14 protein-coding genes are annotated in these 19,344 nt (G+C 47.5%); 6 read left to right on the forward strand and 8 right to left on the reverse strand.

Going from position 1 to position 19,344, the window contains the following annotated elements:
* Positions 1–238: 238 nt before the first annotated feature.
* Positions 239–1,570 (forward strand): Gfo/Idh/MocA family protein, encoded by a 1,332-nt coding sequence (locus DXN05_RS20790; protein WP_116849222.1) that lies wholly within the window; start codon positions 239–241, stop codon positions 1,568–1,570.
* Between the two features lie 6 nt (positions 1,571–1,576).
* Here the strand turns inward: DXN05_RS20790 and DXN05_RS20795 are convergent, their stop codons facing one another.
* Entirely contained in the window at positions 1,577–2,533 is a 957-nt protein-coding gene (locus tag DXN05_RS20795) for an MBL fold metallo-hydrolase (protein ID WP_116849223.1), read from the reverse strand.
* Positions 2,534–2,662: 129 nt separating this feature from the next.
* On the opposite strand from DXN05_RS20795, the gene DXN05_RS20800 reads away from it, so the two are divergent.
* Both DXN05_RS20800 and DXN05_RS20805 read left to right on the forward strand, forming a co-directional pair.
* Complete coding sequence (locus DXN05_RS20800) at positions 2,663–3,166, forward strand: DUF4251 domain-containing protein (RefSeq protein ID WP_116849224.1); 504 nt, start codon at positions 2,663–2,665, stop codon at positions 3,164–3,166.
* A gap of 170 nt (positions 3,167–3,336) precedes the next feature.
* Entirely contained in the window at positions 3,337–4,617 is a 1,281-nt protein-coding gene (locus tag DXN05_RS20805; RefSeq protein WP_158559378.1) for a right-handed parallel beta-helix repeat-containing protein, read from the forward strand.
* A 195-nt stretch (positions 4,618–4,812) separates the two neighbouring features.
* Here DXN05_RS20805 and xylA read toward each other — a convergent pair whose 3' ends face one another.
* Positions 4,813–6,141 (reverse strand): xylose isomerase, encoded by a 1,329-nt coding sequence (gene xylA, locus DXN05_RS20810; RefSeq protein WP_116849226.1) that lies wholly within the window; start codon positions 6,139–6,141, stop codon positions 4,813–4,815.
* A 41-nt stretch (positions 6,142–6,182) separates the two neighbouring features.
* A complete protein-coding gene (locus tag DXN05_RS20815; protein WP_116849227.1) occupies positions 6,183–7,652 on the reverse strand; it encodes a xylulokinase in 1,470 nt (489 codons plus the stop codon).
* 206 nt (positions 7,653–7,858) lie between these two features.
* Between DXN05_RS20815 and DXN05_RS20820 the strand changes: the two genes are divergently transcribed.
* Positions 7,859–8,890 (forward strand): LacI family DNA-binding transcriptional regulator, encoded by a 1,032-nt coding sequence (locus DXN05_RS20820; protein WP_116849228.1) that lies wholly within the window; start codon positions 7,859–7,861, stop codon positions 8,888–8,890.
* A 14-nt stretch (positions 8,891–8,904) separates the two neighbouring features.
* Here DXN05_RS20820 and DXN05_RS20825 read toward each other — a convergent pair whose 3' ends face one another.
* Positions 8,905–9,795: a serine hydrolase gene (locus DXN05_RS20825; protein ID WP_116849229.1), complete on the reverse strand. Its 891-nt coding sequence runs from the start codon at positions 9,793–9,795 to the stop codon at positions 8,905–8,907.
* 136 nt (positions 9,796–9,931) lie between these two features.
* On the opposite strand from DXN05_RS20825, the gene DXN05_RS20830 reads away from it, so the two are divergent.
* Together DXN05_RS20830 and DXN05_RS20835 are read left to right on the forward strand one after the other, a co-directional pair.
* Complete coding sequence (locus tag DXN05_RS20830; protein WP_116849230.1) at positions 9,932–10,735, forward strand: alpha/beta fold hydrolase; 804 nt, start codon at positions 9,932–9,934, stop codon at positions 10,733–10,735.
* A gap of 18 nt (positions 10,736–10,753) precedes the next feature.
* Positions 10,754–11,602, forward strand: a complete 849-nt coding sequence (locus DXN05_RS20835) for a hypothetical protein (RefSeq protein ID WP_116849231.1) — start codon at positions 10,754–10,756, stop codon at positions 11,600–11,602.
* Between the two features lie 58 nt (positions 11,603–11,660).
* Here DXN05_RS20835 and DXN05_RS20840 read toward each other — a convergent pair whose 3' ends face one another.
* Genes DXN05_RS20840 through DXN05_RS20855 form a run of 4 tightly spaced genes read right to left on the reverse strand, consistent with a single transcriptional unit; the run spans position 11,661 to position 19,156 of the window.
* A complete protein-coding gene (locus tag DXN05_RS20840; RefSeq protein WP_211330112.1) occupies positions 11,661–13,091 on the reverse strand; it encodes a glycoside hydrolase family 30 protein in 1,431 nt (476 codons plus the stop codon).
* A 45-nt stretch (positions 13,092–13,136) separates the two neighbouring features.
* Positions 13,137–14,597, reverse strand: coding sequence for a glycoside hydrolase family 30 protein (locus DXN05_RS20845; RefSeq protein WP_116849232.1), 1,461 nt, complete (start codon positions 14,595–14,597; stop codon positions 13,137–13,139).
* Positions 14,598–14,656: 59 nt separating this feature from the next.
* On the reverse strand, positions 14,657–16,150 hold the full coding sequence (locus DXN05_RS20850) for a RagB/SusD family nutrient uptake outer membrane protein (RefSeq protein WP_116849233.1): 1,494 nt from the start codon (positions 16,148–16,150) through the stop codon (positions 14,657–14,659).
* A 36-nt stretch (positions 16,151–16,186) separates the two neighbouring features.
* Entirely contained in the window at positions 16,187–19,156 is a 2,970-nt protein-coding gene (locus tag DXN05_RS20855) for a SusC/RagA family TonB-linked outer membrane protein (protein ID WP_116849234.1), read from the reverse strand.
* Between the last annotated feature and the right edge of the window lie 188 nt (positions 19,157–19,344).

Below are 19,344 nucleotides of genomic sequence, written 5' to 3' on the forward strand. Positions count from 1 at the left end.
TAGCGTTAAGCAAATAGCGGATAGCCTGCCTGGTTCATCATCCGCCTGCGGCGGCGGGTAAAGCGTACAAATCGCCCCCGCTACGGTAGTCCCGATCGTCGATTCTCGTTGCATCTTCCACGCACGACTGACGAAAAGCACCCGTTTAGTTCATCCCGACTGTCGATGTCTCGATTCCCGATGATTTCACGATTGTTTCGTATTTTCCGTTATTGCTTGTTTAATCTAAATTATTGCCATGTCTTCACGCAGACGTTTTTTACAACAAGGCACTACCCTGCTGGCCAGTGGTATGGCCGCTTCAGTTATCAGTCAGCCTGCCTTTGCTGTTTTCAACAACCGGTTGATGCCTTCAGATACCATTCGCATCGGTGCCATCGGCATCAATGGCATGGGCTGGGCCAATGTAACCGCAGCGCTGAAACAACCGGGTGTACAGCTGGTTGCCCTGTGTGATATTGATGATGCCGTACTGGCCAAACGCATGGGCGAACTGCCTGCACTAAATGTGGATGCTGCACAGGTGAAAACATACAAAGATTACCGCGCAGTGCTTGACCGTAAAGACATAGATGCCGTCATTATCGGCGTGCCCGACCACTGGCATGCATTAATGATGATACATGCCTGCGAAGCAGGTAAAGATGTATACGTGGAAAAGCCGGTTGGCAATTCCATTATAGAATGCCGCACCATGGTGGCAGCACAGCAACGTTACAACCGCATTGTACAGGCAGGCCAGTGGCAGCGCAGCCAGCAGCATTTCAGGGATGCAGTGAGCTTTGTGCAAAGCGGCCAGCTCGGTAATATACGTACCGTTAAGGTATGGTGTTACCAGGGATGGATGCATCCTGAACCGGTACGGCCAGACAGTGCACCACCTCCCGGCGTGGACTACAAACAATGGCTGGGCCCTGCACCTACACGGCCTTTCAACGCCAGCCGTTTCCATTTTCATTTTCGCTGGTTCTGGGATTATGCGGGCGGCTTAATGACCGACTGGGGGGTACACCTGCTCGATTATGCACTCATTGGCATGAAAGCTACCACGCCCAAATCAGTAGCAGCATTGGGCGGCCGGTTTGCCTATCCTGAACTGGCAGAAGAAACACCGGACACCTTAACCACCCTTTACGAATTTGATGGCTTTAACGTGGTGTGGGATTCGGCCATGGGTATCGACAATGGCTCGTACAACCGCGATCACGGCATTGCCTATATCGGCAACAATGGCACGCTGATACTGAACCGCGGCGGCTGGGAAGTAATTGAAGAAAAGAACAGCAAACAGAAAGTAAGCAAGCCACTGGTAACACCGGCAGACAATGGTTTGAACAAACACTGGGAAAACTTTATTGCAGCTGTACGCTCACGCAAAGCGGCAAACCTGCATTGCAGCATACAGGATGGCGCGCATATCGCCACCATGGCACAAATGGGCAATATCGCTTACCGCACCGGCAAAAAACTAACCTGGGATACAGGCGCAGGCCAGTTTACAGACGATGCAGTAAATAAGGAATACCTGCTGAAACCTTACCACAACGGTTACCAGCTGCCCAAAGTATAACAGTAATTAAAAACGGAGCCTGGTGCCTTGTTTCGGGAATACCAGTTTAACACCTGTTGCATTCTGCTGTTGCAATTCATTGTGAATGGCTGTTTCCTGCGCACCCGATGGTTTAATGTGTGTAATCACAACCGGGAAATTGCGCAGGGATGTGCCTGCAATGGCCTGCAGCCTGCTTAATTCCTGCATCAGCAATCTTGGTGTAAGATGACCGAACAATTGTTTTACCGGCTGTTCGTCGGGGAAAGAGACTTCAATCATGATGGCCTTTAACCGGCCATCAGCTACCAGCGGTGCTACTTTATTCCAGAGCAGTTGCAGCTTGTCGCTGTTCTCTGCTGAATCTGCACCGGTATCCCCAAGGTATAAAATATAGTTGCTGTCTTTACGCACCAGGAAGGCCGTGCTCTGGTAAGGGTTTACATGGCTTAAAGGAAAAGCCTGCACCAGCATATCCGTGTTTGCCAGCGGCTGTTCTTCACCTTCTTCCAGCGTAACATAATGGTATTTGCCGATAGCCGGTTTTTCACCTTCATTGGCAAAATTGGCCCAGCTTGTCCAGGTAAAGTATTTGTCCTTTAATATATCCAGGCAATAACGCATGCCATATATATTTTTGGCCGTATCATCCGGAGAATTGATGATCATACCGGCAAGATGATCCAGGTGACCATGTGAAATAAGGTATCCCTTAATATATTGACGCAGTACATTGCCCGTGGGTACCGTAAACACACCGGCCTGCACCGCCTTATCAATACCGGCGCGCAGCGTACCAGCATCAAGACATACATAATTGTTACTGCCTGCAGGTGCCAGCATGTATGCCGAAAGATTACTTTCATCCATACCGCCTTTTACGCCCAGCGGTACCACACTGAAAGCATAATTTACCTGTTGCGCACGGGCTGCTGACACGAAAAACAACATGGCCGTTAAAAAGGGAATAACTATACGATGCATCGCCGGGTGACTGTTTTAAATGAAAGGTATTTTGTTAAAAGCGGCGTAAAGGTCAGGAAATCCGCCTGCATAAAATGCAAAAGCTTTTAAAAAAGCGGTTAATGATGTAAATTTATCAAAACACAGTGTATGAGTAGCTTACGTGCTGTTTACGCGTTACTGATGGTAACCGCCACCTGCAGTTTTTCCGTAGTATCTGCACAGAATAGCCAGTCTAAGAAAGAAGCCAGGATAGCCCGTGTACAACAACTGGTAAACAACCAGCGATATGTTTTTAAAGCCCAGACCATGCTCCCGATGAGCGGGCGCTCAAGAACACTGACCAGCGATTATGATCTCTCCATTACAAAAGATACATTGGTTAGTTACCTGCCTTACTTCGGCAGGGCTTATTCTGCCGGTTACAACTCGTCCGACAACGGCATACAGTTTACTTCAGTGAACTTCACCTACACCCTCACACCAAAGAAGAAAGGTGGCTGGGATGTAACGATAATACCGAAAGACTACAACGCCGTACAGCAGATGAACCTGCGTATTTCTTCCGACGGGTATGCATCGCTACAGGTAACCAGCACCTCCAGGCAGTCTATTTCTTACAATGGCTATATCGCAGAAAAACGCGCTAAATAAAAAAAACAGCAGATTTTGACATTTTAAATTCAATCATTTATTGTGATTGTTAAGGCGGTTTTATATACGTAATTAAAGAAATATCTTTCCCGATAAATATTTCTTATACCAGCGGTATGCTTTTTGTTTTTAGGTGCGCATTCGACAACCAAGCCAAAACTCCCCTGCGCATGAGCCCTCCCAACCTTAAAAAACCATACGTATACATCCGTTTTAAACCATTTATTGATTTATTCCATCTCATGAAAAGAACTATTGTAATTGGAGCCATGGCGTCATTGGTGACATGGTGTGCGTGCCAGAAAGCTAATGATCAAACACCTGCAACACCGGGTAAACCATCTACCCCCTCTACACCGGTAACACCTCCATCCGGTGTAAAACACAAACGTATTTACCTGAAACAGGGCGGTGACAAAGGCTTTTACTCAAACGGTAAAGATTTCAGCTATGAAGCCGGTGATACACTGGTATTAAAAGAAAATGACTGGAGCTATTGTTCGTTCGAGAATTTTTATGGCACCAAAAGCGATCCGCTGGTAATTGTTAATGAAGCGGCACAGATCCGTTTATCAGCAGGTTTTGCATTCTCCAGCTGTAAATACATCAAATTAACCGGCAGCGGTACAAGCGACAAATATGGTTTCCTGATTTCCGATGCAGTGAAAGGCGGCGTGGGTGTTGACATTCACGGCCATTCATCCAATATTGAAGTAGAACGCATTGACATTACCAGGAAAACTTATGGCTACTGGGTAAAACAGGAAGGCAGCTGTGTTGACAGCCTGCAGTATCCCAACTTTACCATTTCAGATATTCATATTCACGATGGCCGCATTCACAATGTAACCCAGGAAGGCATGTACCTCGGCAGTACAGACCCCAATGGCACACGTGCAGTGAATTGCAGCGGTTCGGTTATTTATCCCCGGCCATTGCGTCTTGGCAATATTACTGTAAACAATATGATCATCGACAGCACCAACAGAAGCGGTATCCAGCTTTCAGGCGCTGACCAGGGCACGAATGAAATTTACAGCAACACCGTTAGCAACAGCGGCTTTGAATACAATACTGCACAGGGTAACGGCATAAGCCTGGGTGGTTACACACACGCCAATGTACACGACAACAGCATCAATCACAGCTTTGCACTCGGCATCCTGGTACTGGGCGCAGGCAAAATTGATATTGAAAACAACACCGTTGACAACAGCGGCAACCTCAATGGCAAGGTTACACCGGGCATGGCCAGCATTATGGTAGATACCCGCCGTACAGACCCCGTGGTTAAATCAACCCTGATCATCAAAAACAACAAACTGGGCAGCAACACCGATAAAAACGTGCGTTTTTACGAAACCTTTGCCACCTACAATACCGACAACCAGATTTGCAACAGCGGCACACTGGTTATCCCAGGCGATATCAAGTATACCACTTGCAACTAATGCATCCGCAGGGCTATTCCATACTTCACCGGTATGGAATAGCCCTTTTTCATTTGCGGTATGAAAAATTTAATACCCGCTGAAATCATCCCGGCTGTCGATTCCCGATGCCTTTGCGGCTGACGTGTTACGGCTAAACAAAACGCCGGGTCGAAACCCGGCGCTTGAATAAACTTGTATAGAACACACTTGTTGCTAGAGATAACGGTTCAGTAAATTCTCCAGGTACTCCTGTTTGCCGCTTTTCACTGCAGGCTCACCATTTTCAGCTGCGAAATTGCGCAGGTCTTCGAGCGACAGTTTGCCTGCTTCGAAATCTTTTCCTTTACCGCTGTCGAACGATGCATAACGGTCTGCACGTATTTTTTTGTATTCAGAATGTTGCAGGATATTATCGGCGATAACGAGCGCACGCGCAAAATTATCCATACCACCGATGTGTGCATAAAACAGGTCTGCATCATCGGTTGAATTGCGCCTGCGTTTAGCGTCAAAATTAATACCGCCACCGCCAAAACCATTGGCTTCGAGTATTACCAGCATGGCTTCGGTTAATTCACCAATGTTATTGGGAAACTGGTCTGTATCCCAGCCGTTCTGGTAATCACCGCGGTTGGCATCCATAGAACCGAGTACACCTGCATCGGCAGCCACCTGCAGCTCGTGCTGGAAAGTATGACCGGCCAGGGTTGCATGGTTTACTTCAATGTTCAGTTTAAAATCATTCAGCAAATCAAACTGGCGCAGGAAACCGATTACCGTTGCTGAATCATAATCATACTGGTGTTTGGTAGGCTCGCAGGGTTTGGGTTCAATAAAGAACGTTCCTTTAAAGCCCTGTTTGCGTGCATAGTCTTTTGCGGTATGCAGAAAACGGGCAAGGTGTTCCTGCTCCTTTTTCATGTTGGTATTCAGCAAACTCATATAACCTTCGCGGCCGCCCCAGAACACATAGTTTTCTCCATCCAGCGCAATTGTAGCATCCAGTGCTGCTTTTACCTGTGCGCCTGCATGGGCCAGTACATGAAAATCGGGGTTGGTGGCAGCGCCATTCATATACCTGCGGTGCGAAAACAGGTTGGCTGTACCCCACAGCAGCTTAACGCCGGTAGCGGTTTGTTTTTGTTTGGCATATTCAACCAGCGCCTGCAGCCTTCTTTCATTCTCCGCAATATCGTTGGTATAATCCACTACGTCTACATCATGAAAGCAATAATAAGGCATGCCCATTTTGGTAATAAACTCAAATGCCGCATCCATTTTATCTTTCGCACGCTGTATGGCATCTGTATGGTTGTTCCAGGGATACAGGTGTGTAGGTTCGCCGAAAGGATCTGCGCCATTACCCACAAAGCTGTGCCAGTAAGCACAGGCAAAACGCAGGTGATCTTTCATGGTTTTGCCGACCACTACTTTATTCGCATCGTACCAGCGAAAAGCAAGCGGGTTATCACTATCGGGGCCTTCGTATTTTACCTGGCCTATACCTTTGAAATATTCTTTTTCACCAATTAAAACTGACATAATTTTATTTTTTATACGTTCACTGATGTTATTACTTCTTTTTATAATTGCTTTTCCAGCAGGCTTTTCCAGCTATTGTATAAATCGCCGTAAACCTCTTGTGCATTGGGTTCTATCAACGCGAGCGGTTGGGCCATGGCAAATGCTTCCTTTTCACTGGCAAATATGCCGGCGCCAATACCTGCACCCAGGGCTGCACCAACACTGCCATCGCTGTTGTACAGCTCTACCGGCACATTGGTGGCATTTACAAATGCTTCGGTAAATACACTGCTTAAAAACATATTGGCCTTGCCTGCACGTATTACAGAGGGGTTCATGCCCGAGGCACGCATAATATCCAGCCCGTACCGGAACGCAAATGCAATGCCTTCCTGTGCTGCGCGGAATATGTGTGCCGGTGTATGTGTATTTAAATCAATGTTGTTGAACTGCGCGCCCGGCAGCCTGTTCTCCAGCATGCGTTCTGCGCCGTTGCCAAAAGGCATTACAAGCAAACCATTGCTGCCTGCAGGTATAGCGGCTGCCTGTTCGTTCATCTCTGTATAACTTGTTTTCCAATTGTCCCTCACCCAACGGTTGAGGATGCCTGTACCATTAATGCAAAGCAGCACGCCCAGTCTTTGCGCCTGTGCCGTATGATTCACATGCGCAAACGTATTCACGCGCGACAAAGGATCGTAGGTCAACGCATCGCTTACACCATAAATTACACCCGAAGTGCCTGCGGTAGCTGCTACTTCACCGGGTTGCAGCACGTTTAACGACAATGCGTTGTTAGGCTGATCGCCTGCTTTGTAAGCCACCGGTATGCCGGGCTTCAGCTGCAATGTAGCAGCCACATCGGCACTGAGCAGACCGTGTTCGGCAAATACATTTTTCTGTACGGGAATCATACTGTTGCTGAACCCGAAATATTGCATCAGTTCGCCGGAAACACTATTGGTTGTAAAATCCCAGAAAATGCCTTCTGATAAAGCGGAGGCACTGGTAGTGGCTGCGCCTGTTAAACGCAGGGCAATAAAATCGCCCGGCAGCATCAATTGCGCAACCTGGTCGTACACCGCGGGTTCGTTGGCTTTTACCCAGGCCAGTTTGGCTGCGGTAAAATTACCGGGGGAATTGAGTAAATGCGGCAGGCAGTAATCGGCACCCAATGCATCAAATGCAGCATTGCCATAGGTTACCGCGCGGCTATCGCACCAGATAATGGCATTGCGCAATACCTGCTGCTGTTTGTTTACGATCACCAGGCCATGCATCTGGTAAGCAATACCGATGGCGGCAATATCGTGTGGATTGTATTTTTTAGTGGCGTGTGCCTTTAAGATAGCCTGCTGAACATGCTCCCACCAGGTATCGGGTGATTGCTCTGCCCAGCCATGTTCTGCCACAATAACAGGTGTTTCATAATCGGGATATTGCGCAGCAGCGATGCATTGCTGTGTTGCGGCATCTACTACCGACACTTTAATTGAAGAGGTTCCGAGATCTATTCCCAGTAAAAGCATATCGTTTGCAATAAAAAAGTGAACACCTTATTGCCTGCCCATAACAAGGGAAAAACAGGGCAAGCAATTCGGCTGCCCGAATATAGGCATCTTCGGGACAGATGCAACCGATTGCATGACTTTTTTTAAAAAATTCCCTATTTTTAATAGCTGATAAGGAGGTAACCGATTGCACCCCACCCCGTTAAAATCTGCCAAACTGCAACATGGAGCAAACAAAAGATATCACTATTTATGATATTGCCAAAGCCGTTGACCTATCGCCGGCAACGGTAAGCCGGGCATTAAAAGATCACCCGGCTATCAGTAAAAAGACCAAGGATAAAGTTACTAAACTGGCGGCTGAATTGGGCTACCGCGCCAATAATTTTGCCAGCAACCTGCGCATGCAGCGTACCCATACCATTGGCATTATGGTGCATGAACTGAACAGCAACTTTATCACCTCTGTGATAGCAGGTATTGAAAGCGTTACCACCGCAGCGCAATACGATTTGATTATTGCCCACTCCTCGGAAAGTTATATCAAGGAAGCAGCCAATGCACGCAACCTTTTTCACAAACGTGTAGATGGCCTGATTGCTTCACTGGCCTACGACACCACTGATTTTACACATTTCACCCCCTTTGAAAGAAAGGGCATACCGGTGATTTATTTTGACAGGGTAGAAACAGGCATAGCAGGCACCAAGGTGGTGATTGACAATGAAGAAGCAGGCTTTAAAGCCGTAGAACATTTGCTGCAGCAGGGTTGTAAGCGCATTGCCCATGTAACGGGTAACCTGAAGCGCAATGTATATGCCGACCGCTTAAAGGGGCACCAGCGGGCATTGGCAGCAGCAGGCATTAATTGGAATCAGTCGCTGCTGATGGAAAATGACTTGAGTGAACAAGCCTCTATCGACGCAGCACATGCCATTGCTGCCATGCAACCCATGCCGGATGCCGCTTTTGTAACCAATGATTTCTGTGCAGCTATCTGCATGCAAACCCTGAAGGAAAAAGGCATTCGCATTCCGCAGGATATTGCGTTCGTTGGCTTCAACAACGACAGTGTAGCCAAGATTGTGGAACCCGGCCTCACCACCATCCACTACGCAGGTTTTGAAATGGGCAAAATCGTTGGCAAAAACATGATCGACCGCCTGCTGCACCCAGGCCAAAGCCCGATTGATACCACCATTACATTGCAGAGTGATTTGATTGTGCGGGGATCGTCGTTGAAGAAAATGGTTTAATGGTTTGATTTGATTCACGATGTTATCATCCAGCTGTACAGCAGCCTTGATACTTCCGCCATTGCTGCAATAGCATCCCCTTCATCATCCCAGCCGCTGGAAAGCAGTACCAATACATATTTTCGGCCATCAGGCAGGTATACAATGCCGCTGTCGTGGTGAACACCTGTAATATTGCCTGTTTTGTGCGCCACCTTCACACCTGCCGGTAACCTGGCGGGTATAATATCATTGAATTCCTGGTGCAGCAGGATATCAATCATATCAGTTGACGCAGCTGCATTCACGGCCCTGCCGTTTGCCAGCGCCTCGTATAACAACATCAGGTCGTAGGCAGTAACTTTGTTGTTCAAACCTGCGGCAAAAGCCTTGTTGTCTTCTACCCCGCGCAGCACCTGTATTTGCTGTGCTCCCATATGGCGCATGGTACGCATTACGTTGGGCGCTCCTACTTTTTCGATAACAATATTGGTGGCAAGATTACTGCTGCGGATGATCATGGCATATACCAGGTCGTACAGCCGCATATTGGTGCCTATTTTAGTGTAGAGTTCATGCTCACTGTCGTCTGCCGAATCAAGTGTGTACACACTGCTGTCTGCAATACTTTTGAAATGATTGTGCACCGGGACAGCATCATTCATGGAAAGCAAACCTGCTGCAGCCTGTTGATACACTTCCATCATAACAGGTGTTTTCATGGTACTGGCAGCATGAAACAAGGCATGTTCATTTATAAAAAGCGTTTTACCGGATGCTGGATCTTTAAACGCTACGGCAAAATTTCCCTTGTGCTGCAACAGCAACTGCCCGATATGAGCGGCAACACTGTCCAGCGATGGTTTCGGCTGACTAAAACCCATACAACTGCAAAATGATAAAAAGATGATAGAAAAAGTACGCATGACAGTTTGGTTGAAATATACCGGGACATTACCATACCGGCGAAGCCAAAGTTTTGATTTTGAAGGGTAATTTAAGCCCTTTTTTAGTAAATAAACCGGCCAACATTGTATGTTTACAGTTTAATATATTTACCAAGTGGATAAACTGGTACAGAAAAACAATGTTACCGTTTCCGGTAACACCAGCGCTAACCGCACCATCGTATTCGGGCATGGGTTTGGGATTGACCAGACGACCTTTACACAACTGGCCGCCAATTTTGAACAAGACTACCGCATTGTTATGTACGATAATGTGGGCGGCGGCAAATCAGACATGAGTGCTTACAGCCAGGTACGCTACAACTCCTTACATGGTTATGTGGCAGATCTTAAAGACATATTTACGCTCCTTGATATACAAGACGCCATTTTTGTAGGGCATTCGGTAAGCAGCATGATTGGCATGCTTACCGCCATCCAGTATCCTGCTTTTTTCAGCAGGCTGGTAATGCTGGGTGCCAGTCCGCGGTACCTCAACGACCCTGCCCAAAACTATACCGGTGGTTTCAACCCGGAAGACCTTGCAGCGTTGTACGATGCCATGCGCACCAATTACCAGGCATGGGCCAGCGGCTTTTCTGCACTGGCTATGGCCAACCCGGAGCGCCCGCAGCTTGCTGAAACTTTTGCAGCAGGCCTGCAGGCCATACGCCCTGATATAGCGCTGGCTGTAGCCAAAGTTATCTTTGAATCAGATCACAGGGCCGATCTTGCCAAAAACACCATACCTGCACTGGTAGTGCAAACAGCCAACGACATTGCAGTTCCTGTTGTGGTAGGCGACTACCTGCACAGGCACCTGCAGGGCAGTAAACTGGTACAGGTGAATACACACGGGCATTTCCCGCACATGAGTGCCCCCGGGGAAGTATACCAGGCAATTGCCGGTTTTCTTTAACCGCATCAAACAAACAGCGTGCAGCACTGGCAGAACAAACTACTTTACTTTTACAGCGAAACCGGCAGGTGGGATAAAGAAAAGGACATGACCGGTTTTACAGCTTTCAGCATTTCACTGCTGAAAGAGCTTACCGGCGCCTATATGGCGCTGCAGGTAGTGTTGGAAGATGCCTTTACCGCACGCATCAGCGATGCCATTCCTGAATATTTAAACGAGCTGGTACTGCACCCCGCCCCTATCAGCCAGTTTCTTGAAGCCAATCATTACGACAATGTATACTGGCAGCAGATTCCCTATAACGACGATACGTTCACAGAAATATTAACTGCTTTATCATCGGCAGTTATGATCCCTGTTACCGGCGAAAGCAGCACCAGTATAATTGTGCTTGGCTGGAGTGAAGTACAGGTATGTGATGAACATTTCAGGAACTTTATTGACAGTGCCGGCGCCCGCGTAAGAAACGTGCTGCAGCAAAGCTGGAAACAGCAGCAGCTGCAGCAATCTGTATCCCGCTTTACTGCCATTTTGCAACAAATGCCGCAGGCAGTTATTTTTATTGATGAAACCACTTATACAGGTTGGGTAAACAGCCAGGCTGCAGCACTGCTGCAACTCAGCAGCACCGGCGAACAGCCGCCCAATATACTCGGCGAAGCCATGGCAAAACTGCGCAACAGCGCTATCAACCGCGAAGACATTAACCGGCAGGCTTCACAACTTTTTACCTTGTCCAATCAAACCATTACCAACTGGCTGTGGACCTTCGGCAACAACAGCAGCACACAACAATACAGCGTATTTACACAACCCGTATCCCTACCCGATGTAAACGGGCGGTTGTGGGTGTTTAATTTGTTATAAAAAAACCGGCAGCGCTCAATGACACTGCCGGTTGTACAACAACGATACTGTTTCCCTGTTACCACGTATACGTAGCTACCGCCCCGGGACTGAGCGATACAGCCACCTGCTGATGACTGTCTTTAATATAAAACTGTTTAGCTGTACTGCCTGTGTTCAATACCAGCAATACTTTTTTACCCTGCGGTGTGCGGTAGGCCACGTTTTTCAAACCTTCCGGCTCGTTTGAGGCAATACGCACCGAACCCGGGCGCACCAGTTTGGCGCTCTGCGCAATAATATAATACGCAGGGTTACGGCTTACGGTATCACCTGCAATGGTTACTGCACCCAGGCAGCCATTGCAACCGCCACGGTCTGTATGCGGGTTTTGTTTGGGATCAGCTGCCAGGTTCCATTCCAGTACGGTACGGCACCAGTTGCGTGCTGCACCAATGCTCAGTTTGCGCACATGCTCATCCAGGTCTTTTTTCAAATTACCCGGTGCACCCACCCATTGTTCTGTAAAGTACAGGTTCTTGTCAGGATAAGCTGCATGCACTGATGCCAGTGTATCAATATGGCCGCCATACAGGTGAAATGCCGAGCCATCCACATATTTCCTGGCTCCAGGATCGTTCAGGATAGACAAGGGATAATCAGGCCTGTCTGCATTGTGATCGTACAAAATAATTTTTGTACTGATGTGTTCCGATGCAAACAAGGGCCCCAGGTTGTTTTTGATAAAATCTGCCTGTTGCGCGGGCAGCATCAGCATGCTGGGGTTATTGCCGGGATGCAGCGGTTCGTTCTGTATGGTAATGGCATCAATGTTAATACCGTGCTGCTGCATGCCTTTGATGTATTTTACAAAATACTGCGCATAAGCAGGCTGGTAACGCGGTAACAAACTACCGCCGCGGGTATCGCCATTGTTCTTCATCCATACAGGCGCCGACCATGGCGAACCAAGTATTTTGATACGCGGATTGATGGCCAGTATTTGCTGTAATACCGGGATAACATCTGCTTCATCAGGGGCCAGGCTAAAATGCTCCAGGTCAAAATCGGTTTCACCTGCGGGCATATCGTCGTAGCTGAAAATGCGGTCATTCAAGTCAGACGCGCCGATGCTTACACGCAGGTAGCTCATACCAATATTACGGCCGGTGGTGTCAAACAATTCCTTCAATAAGGCAGTACGTGCAGCCGGCGTCATGCGCTGAATAAGCTGTGCACTGCCCCCCGTAAGTGTGCAGCCAAAACCGTCCATTTGCTGGAAGGTTTGCTGCTCATCGATTGTAATGACCGGCATGTTTGCTGCGGCCTTGCTACCGTTAATGGTTTGCGGCTCAAAAAACAGGCTGTTGTCGGCATCGGTTACCCACGCCGTAACACCTGTTTGCGTTTGCTGCGCGCTGCTGTTTTTCTTTACACTTGTACAAGCTGCTGTTCCTGCCAGCAAAAGCACTGCGGCAGCAGCCTGCATATATCTTTTATTCATCATCATACAATCCTGTTCAAAAAATAATGCGGTCGTCTGTAAACTGATCTTTTAAAACACCAATGTCATAATAGAATGCGGCAGGCTTACTGTTTCGGCAGCTTTGCCCTGTATCCACAGGCGGAAGGGTAAACGGTCTTTGGTTTCATTCAGCACCACCACTGCAACAGAACCGTCTTTGTTGATAAAGGCAGTTGTTTGCAATTGTCCCCTGCTCGATGCACTGCTGATGCGCTGCGCACCCGGATGGATGAAGCGCGAGAAATGACCGATGTAATAGAAAGCACTGGTGTAGTACACTTCACCTGTTTGTACGTTGGCATGTACAGGTGCCAGGCAAAAATTGCCTGCATGGTTGGGACCACCTTTCTCATCGAGCAGGATGTTCCAGTCTGTCCAGCCAACTGTGCCATTGTTAAAATCGTTGAGTATAGAACGGCCATAGGTTTCACCATATTTCCATTCGCTGATCTTTTTAAACTCAAATTTCTCATTGCAGCCTTCGGTAAACATCAGGTTGGTATTGGGGAAGGCTTCGTGTACGCGTTTCACATTCTCGAATATTTTACCACCACCTGTCCAGTCTTCATACCAGTGAAAAGCCACGCCCCATACATATTTCGCAGCCTGTGGATCGTTGAGTATGGCAGCAGCACGCTGGTACAGCAGGTCACGGTTGTGATCCCATACCATCAGTTTTTTACCGGCCATGCCTTGTTTGTGCAGGGTTGGGCCGAGATAATTTTTTACAAAATCCACTTCATCTTCTGCGGTAAACACGCAAGATTCCCAGGTTTGTTTGGCCATGGGTTCGTTCTGTACACTAAGCCCCCAGATAGGTATGCCTTCTTTCTCGTAGGCTTTAATGAATCTGATATAGTGATTGGCCCATGCCTGGCGGTACTGTGGCAGTAATTTGCCACCATGCAGCACGTCATGGTTGTCTTTCATCCAGGCATAGGGCGACCATGGCGTAGCGAAAGTTGTTAAGCTGCCGCCTGCAGCAGCGATGGCGGCTTTAATAAACGGAATGCGGTATTTACGGTCATGATCGATATTGAATGTTTTCAATGCCGTATCATTTTCCTGCACATAGCTGTAGGTATCGCTGGAGAAATCGCAGCTCGCAATATGCGTACGTGCCAATGTGTAACCCAGGCCGTTTTTCTTGTCAAAAAAGGCCTTCATCAATTCCTGCTGTTTGTTTGCAGGCAGTTTGTAAAAGGTTTCAGCCGAGGCATCGGTTAAGGCAGCACCCATACCCACCATGGTTTGAAAGCGATGTGTGGCATCGATAAACACACAGGGTTGTGTTTCGAGGGGCTGACCAAAATCGGTGAAATGCAGAGTGTCAGTGATGGCAAGTTTTTTGTCAGAACTGTCGGCGGTAACATATACCACCACTTTTTTCTGTTGCAGTGCAGCTGCGGATATTGGCTGCCAGGTTTGGGCCTTTACACCCAAAACCAACAGACTAAGCAGGGCTATGCTGTAGTATTTTGTATGTTTCATCATAGAAAGTTAAACAAAAGAAGACGGAAAATTTATTTCCGCCTTCCTTGTTGTATAGATTAGTAACCGCTCGTTTGTGTGAGCTTGGGATTCAGATCAATTTGGTTCTGCGGTATAGGATACAGCAGGCGGTAAGCAGGCACATTGTAGTTCAGGCTTTGACCGTTACCATCTTTTACTGCATTCATTACCTGCAGTGCTTTTCCTGTGCGCAGCAGATCGAACCAGCGATGTCCTTCAAATGCCAGTTCCAGCCTTCTTTCCAGTAAAACAGCATCCAGGGCTTCAGCGGCGCTGGCTGCAGTTTTTGCACCGAGGTTTACCCTTGCCCTTACCTGGTTAACCAGGTTCATGGCGCCTGAAACATCTCCTGTTTGCGCCAGTGCTTCCGCTTTCAGCAGCAACACATCCGGCAGGCGTATCAGGTAAAAGTCATTGGTACCGTTTTGCGGATCGTTGTATTTGGTAATAAAAGGATAGTGTGTAACAGGCCAGTTTTTATCCGTCCACTGGCCGCTGATATCCAGGAAAGTGATGGATGCATTCAAACGTATAAGATCATTTTCTGCGTTGAAAACATTGACCAGGTCGTTCGCCGGCGTACTGAATTTTTTCCAGCCGCCGCCTGCAAAGTGACCGTTGTCAAAACCAACAAGAATAGAAGGAAACCAGTTACCGATTTTATCACCGGTATTATAACCATCGTAGTTAATTTCCCAGATGGCTTCGCTGTTGTTTTTATGCGCGTTATCCCAGAGGTAGGTATAATCGCTCAGCATGCTGTACTGCGGGATAGTTAAATCACTGTAGTACTTCACAGAATCCCATTTGGGTGTAGCCATTGTAGCGTACACTTTAGCCAGCGTGGCGTATACAGCGCCTTTTGACACAATGTATTTTGAAGCATTGGCGCCCACATCCTGCACATTGTCTTTTGCATACCACAGATCGCTCAGAATGGCATCGTATACACTGTCTGTTGAGGACTGTGCTACCAGTGATGAATTGAACAACGATTCTGAAGAAGTGGCATCAGAAGGTTTCAGCTTTAATGGTAAACGTCCATACAATTTTACCAGGTCAAAATAATTCCATGCGCGGAAAAACTTTGCCTCACCGGTGATCTGTGCTTTTCTCGTAGCTGTGAAAGCCGCGTCTTTGCTGTGTGCTACGTTATCAATCAAAATGTTTGCCCGGCCAATTACCGCATAGGCATCGGCCCAGTCGCGGTTAATATTGCCGTTAAGCGAGTTGAAAGTGAAATTGTCGATCGTAATATTATCGCTGTTGTCGCCACCCGCATAAGCATTGTCTGCCAGCACATCACCATTGGTAATCCTGTCAAAGGCCGACCATTCCAGCGCATTGTTTTTATAATAGGTATACAAGCCTTTTATAGAGGCTTCTGCATCTGTAGCAGAAATCTGTGCAGTGGTATCTACTGAACTGATCACATTTGTTTGCGGTTGTTTGTCCAGTAATTTTGAACAACTGCTATTGAAAACGGCTATGCTCATCAAAACAGCACCACCGGTAATTATCTTATTTTTCATTTGAACTGAGTTTTGTTGTTTAAAATGAGGGAGATCTTATTTTAAACTCAGGTTTAAACCAACGAGTATCACTTTAGGCTGGGGATATGCACCATAGTCCACACCCAGCGCTACGTTTTTGTTTGACAAATTGCCATCGTTACCATAAGTGTTCACTTCCGGATCAAATCCTTTGTATTTGGTTATGGTAAACAGGTTCTGCGCAGATACATACAGCGATGCAGATCCCAGGCCGATTTTGTTCAGCAATGAAGGGTTAAACCTGTAAGCCAGTGTAATGGTTTTGAAACGCAGGTAAGAACCGTTTTCCAGGAACCTGGTAGAGATTTGTGAGTTATCGTTGTTGCCAGGACTAACACCAGGCATATCGGTAGCATCACCCGGTTTCTGCCACCTGCTCAGGATAGCGGTGCTCTGGTTGCGGGAATCTTTCATGCCTTCTGTTTCAACACGCAGACCATTGAAGATCTTGTTGCCCTGTGAACCCTGTACAAACACAGTGAGGTCAAAGTTTTTGTAAGAGAACGTGTTGTTCATACCGTAAATGAAATCAGGCTGTGCGCTTCCCAGATACTGGCGGTCGTCGGGGCTGGTCTGCGAATACGGAACAGCTTTGCCATCTCTTCTCAGGTACAGCTGGTTACCGGTATTGGGGTCAACACCTGCAGCTTTATAACCATAAAATTCGCCCAGGCCATAACCGGTTGCAAGGGCAACGGCATTACCTCTTTCATAAATAGAACCGAAGGAAGGCATGGCTTTAACACCGGAAACGATATAATCTACCTTGTTTTTATTGAAGGAGATATTGAAGTCGGTATTCCAGTTAAAGTTTTTGCCTACAATGTTTTTGCTCGATAAAGAAAACTCTTCACCAATATTGGTCATTTTCGCACTGTTCAGCAAAAAGCTGGAAACAATTTCGCCACCCACCGGTACGTTTACCAGCAGGTCTTTTGTTTTCTTCACGTAGAAGTCTGCAGTAGCAGTCAGGCGCCTGTCCAGCAGGGTAATGTCTACACCGATATTGGTTTGGGTGGTGTTTTCCCAACCAAGGTTCAGCGGTGCAATATTGTTATAACTCAGGCTTCCGTCGTTGGCGTTGATAGATGATGTGGTATAACGCGCATAGCTTGGAATACCTTCCTGGTTACCCACTTTACCCCAGCCGGCACGCAGTTTCAGGTCGTTGATCACCTTTACATCGCGCATAAAATCTTCCTGCGAAATTCTCCAGCCGGCGGATAATGATGGGAAGGTTGCATTCCTGTTACCGGGTGCAAATTTGGAAGACTTGTCCATACGCACATTGGCCTGGAACAGGTACTTGCCTGCGAAGTCGTAGTTAATACGGCCCAGGTAAGAGATCATAGCCCATTCATCAATGGATTTAGACGAAGGGTTTTTATTGGTAGACAGGTCGAATTTCTGGTCAAATCCCTGCAGCCTGTAAGCCACTGGCAGTTTTGAGGCAGAGATATAGGTTTGATCCCATTTGCTTTCCTGTGCTGTCCAGCCTGCGAGTGCAGAAAAATGGTGCTGCTCCCAGGCATGCGAATAGTTCAGTGTTTGCTCGCTCAGCCATACCAGCTGTGTGCTGCTTGTTTGGCTGAAGAAACCCTGCTGGTTGCGCCCATTCTGCGTTAACAGCGGATCTACCGCATACTGGTTGCGGTAGTTGGTATAATCAATACCAAAACGCGAGTTAAACACCAGGTCTTTGAAGAATTTCACATCTGCACCCATGCTGCTGATCAGCCTGTCTGTGCGGTTGCGGGTAGTTTGGCCTTCAATGGCACCCAGCGGGTTTTCCCAACCGGATAAGGGGTTTTGTGCAATCTGCCCGTTGGCAGTATAATGACCTACCGTGGGCGGTGTGCCCAGGGCAGACAATACAACACCACCACGTGCAACGCCCTGGTTATCGGTGATATCATTGCTGTTTACGCGCGACAGGATGTTGGATGTAGTAAGTGTTAACCAGTTGGTGGCTTTTGAAGTAAGATTGGCACGTGCAGTAACCCTGTCAAACTCGGTAGGCAGAATCATGCCTTTCTGTTTGTTGTAGTTCAGCGACACATAATGCGTGGTTTTATCGTTACCGCCAGATTCTGCCAGCTGATAGTTTTGCTGGTTGCCGTGACGAAACACTTCATCGGGCCAGTTTACATTGTTGGCTTTAACCATGGAATCGGTAATAGTGCCCGGACCATACGATTCATTCATGTACTGCTGGTACTGCTGGCCATTAAGCACATCGAGCCTTTTGGTAGGCGATGTGGTGCCGTAGTACATATTTGCTTCTACCCTTGATTTACCGTTTGCGCCTTTTTTGGTAGTGATGATCACTACACCGTTGGCACCACGTGTACCGTAGATAGCCGTAGAAGCCGCATCTTTCAGGATAGAAATAGATTCGATATCGTTGGGGTTATAGGCAGAGATATCGGTTGTCTGGATACCATCTACAATATACAGGGGATCGTTTGAAGCACTGATAGAGGTAGAACCGCGTACACGGATAGATAATCCTGCGCCTGGCTTACCTGAATTGGATGTTACCTGCACACCTGCCGCCTTACCCTGTAAAGCTTCACCGGCATTAACAATGGGACGGTTGGCAATATCGGCTGCAGTTACCACAGCAACAGATCCGGTGAGGTCTTTTTTACGTTGTGCACCATAGCCCACCACTACCACCTGCTCCAACTGGGCATTACCGGCAATGAGGGTAATATTGATCTGTTCGCGGCCGCTTACTGGTTCGGTTACCGTTTTGTAGCCTATGTAAGAGAATTCAAGCAGCCCATCTTTAGGGACAGAGATGGCGTAGTCGCCACTTATACCGCTGGTTACCCCTTTGGTAGTACCGGGTATGTGAACGGATACACCTGGCATGGCTTTACCGAGTGAATCGGTAACGGTACCTTTTACTGTGATATTCTGCGCCCATGAAGCACAGCACATCAGCAAAAAAGACATCAATAGCAATAGTCGTTGTCTCATAATGTGTTTAAATAAGTAAAAAATAAATGTGAGGAAATTTGCCGGCAGCTACAGATAGGAGTAGTAATTCTGAGCCATTGTCCGTTACAGGCGCGGTTTTACACCGGTGGCGGTAAAGCAAGCAAATTCTTCATTGAAGGTTGATTTTAGAACAATCTTAACAAGACAAAATTAGCAGCAATTCATTT

Source organism: Deminuibacter soli (assembly GCF_003412455.1).
In the GTDB taxonomy this organism is placed as follows: Bacteria; Bacteroidota; Bacteroidia; order Chitinophagales; family Chitinophagaceae; genus Deminuibacter; species Deminuibacter soli.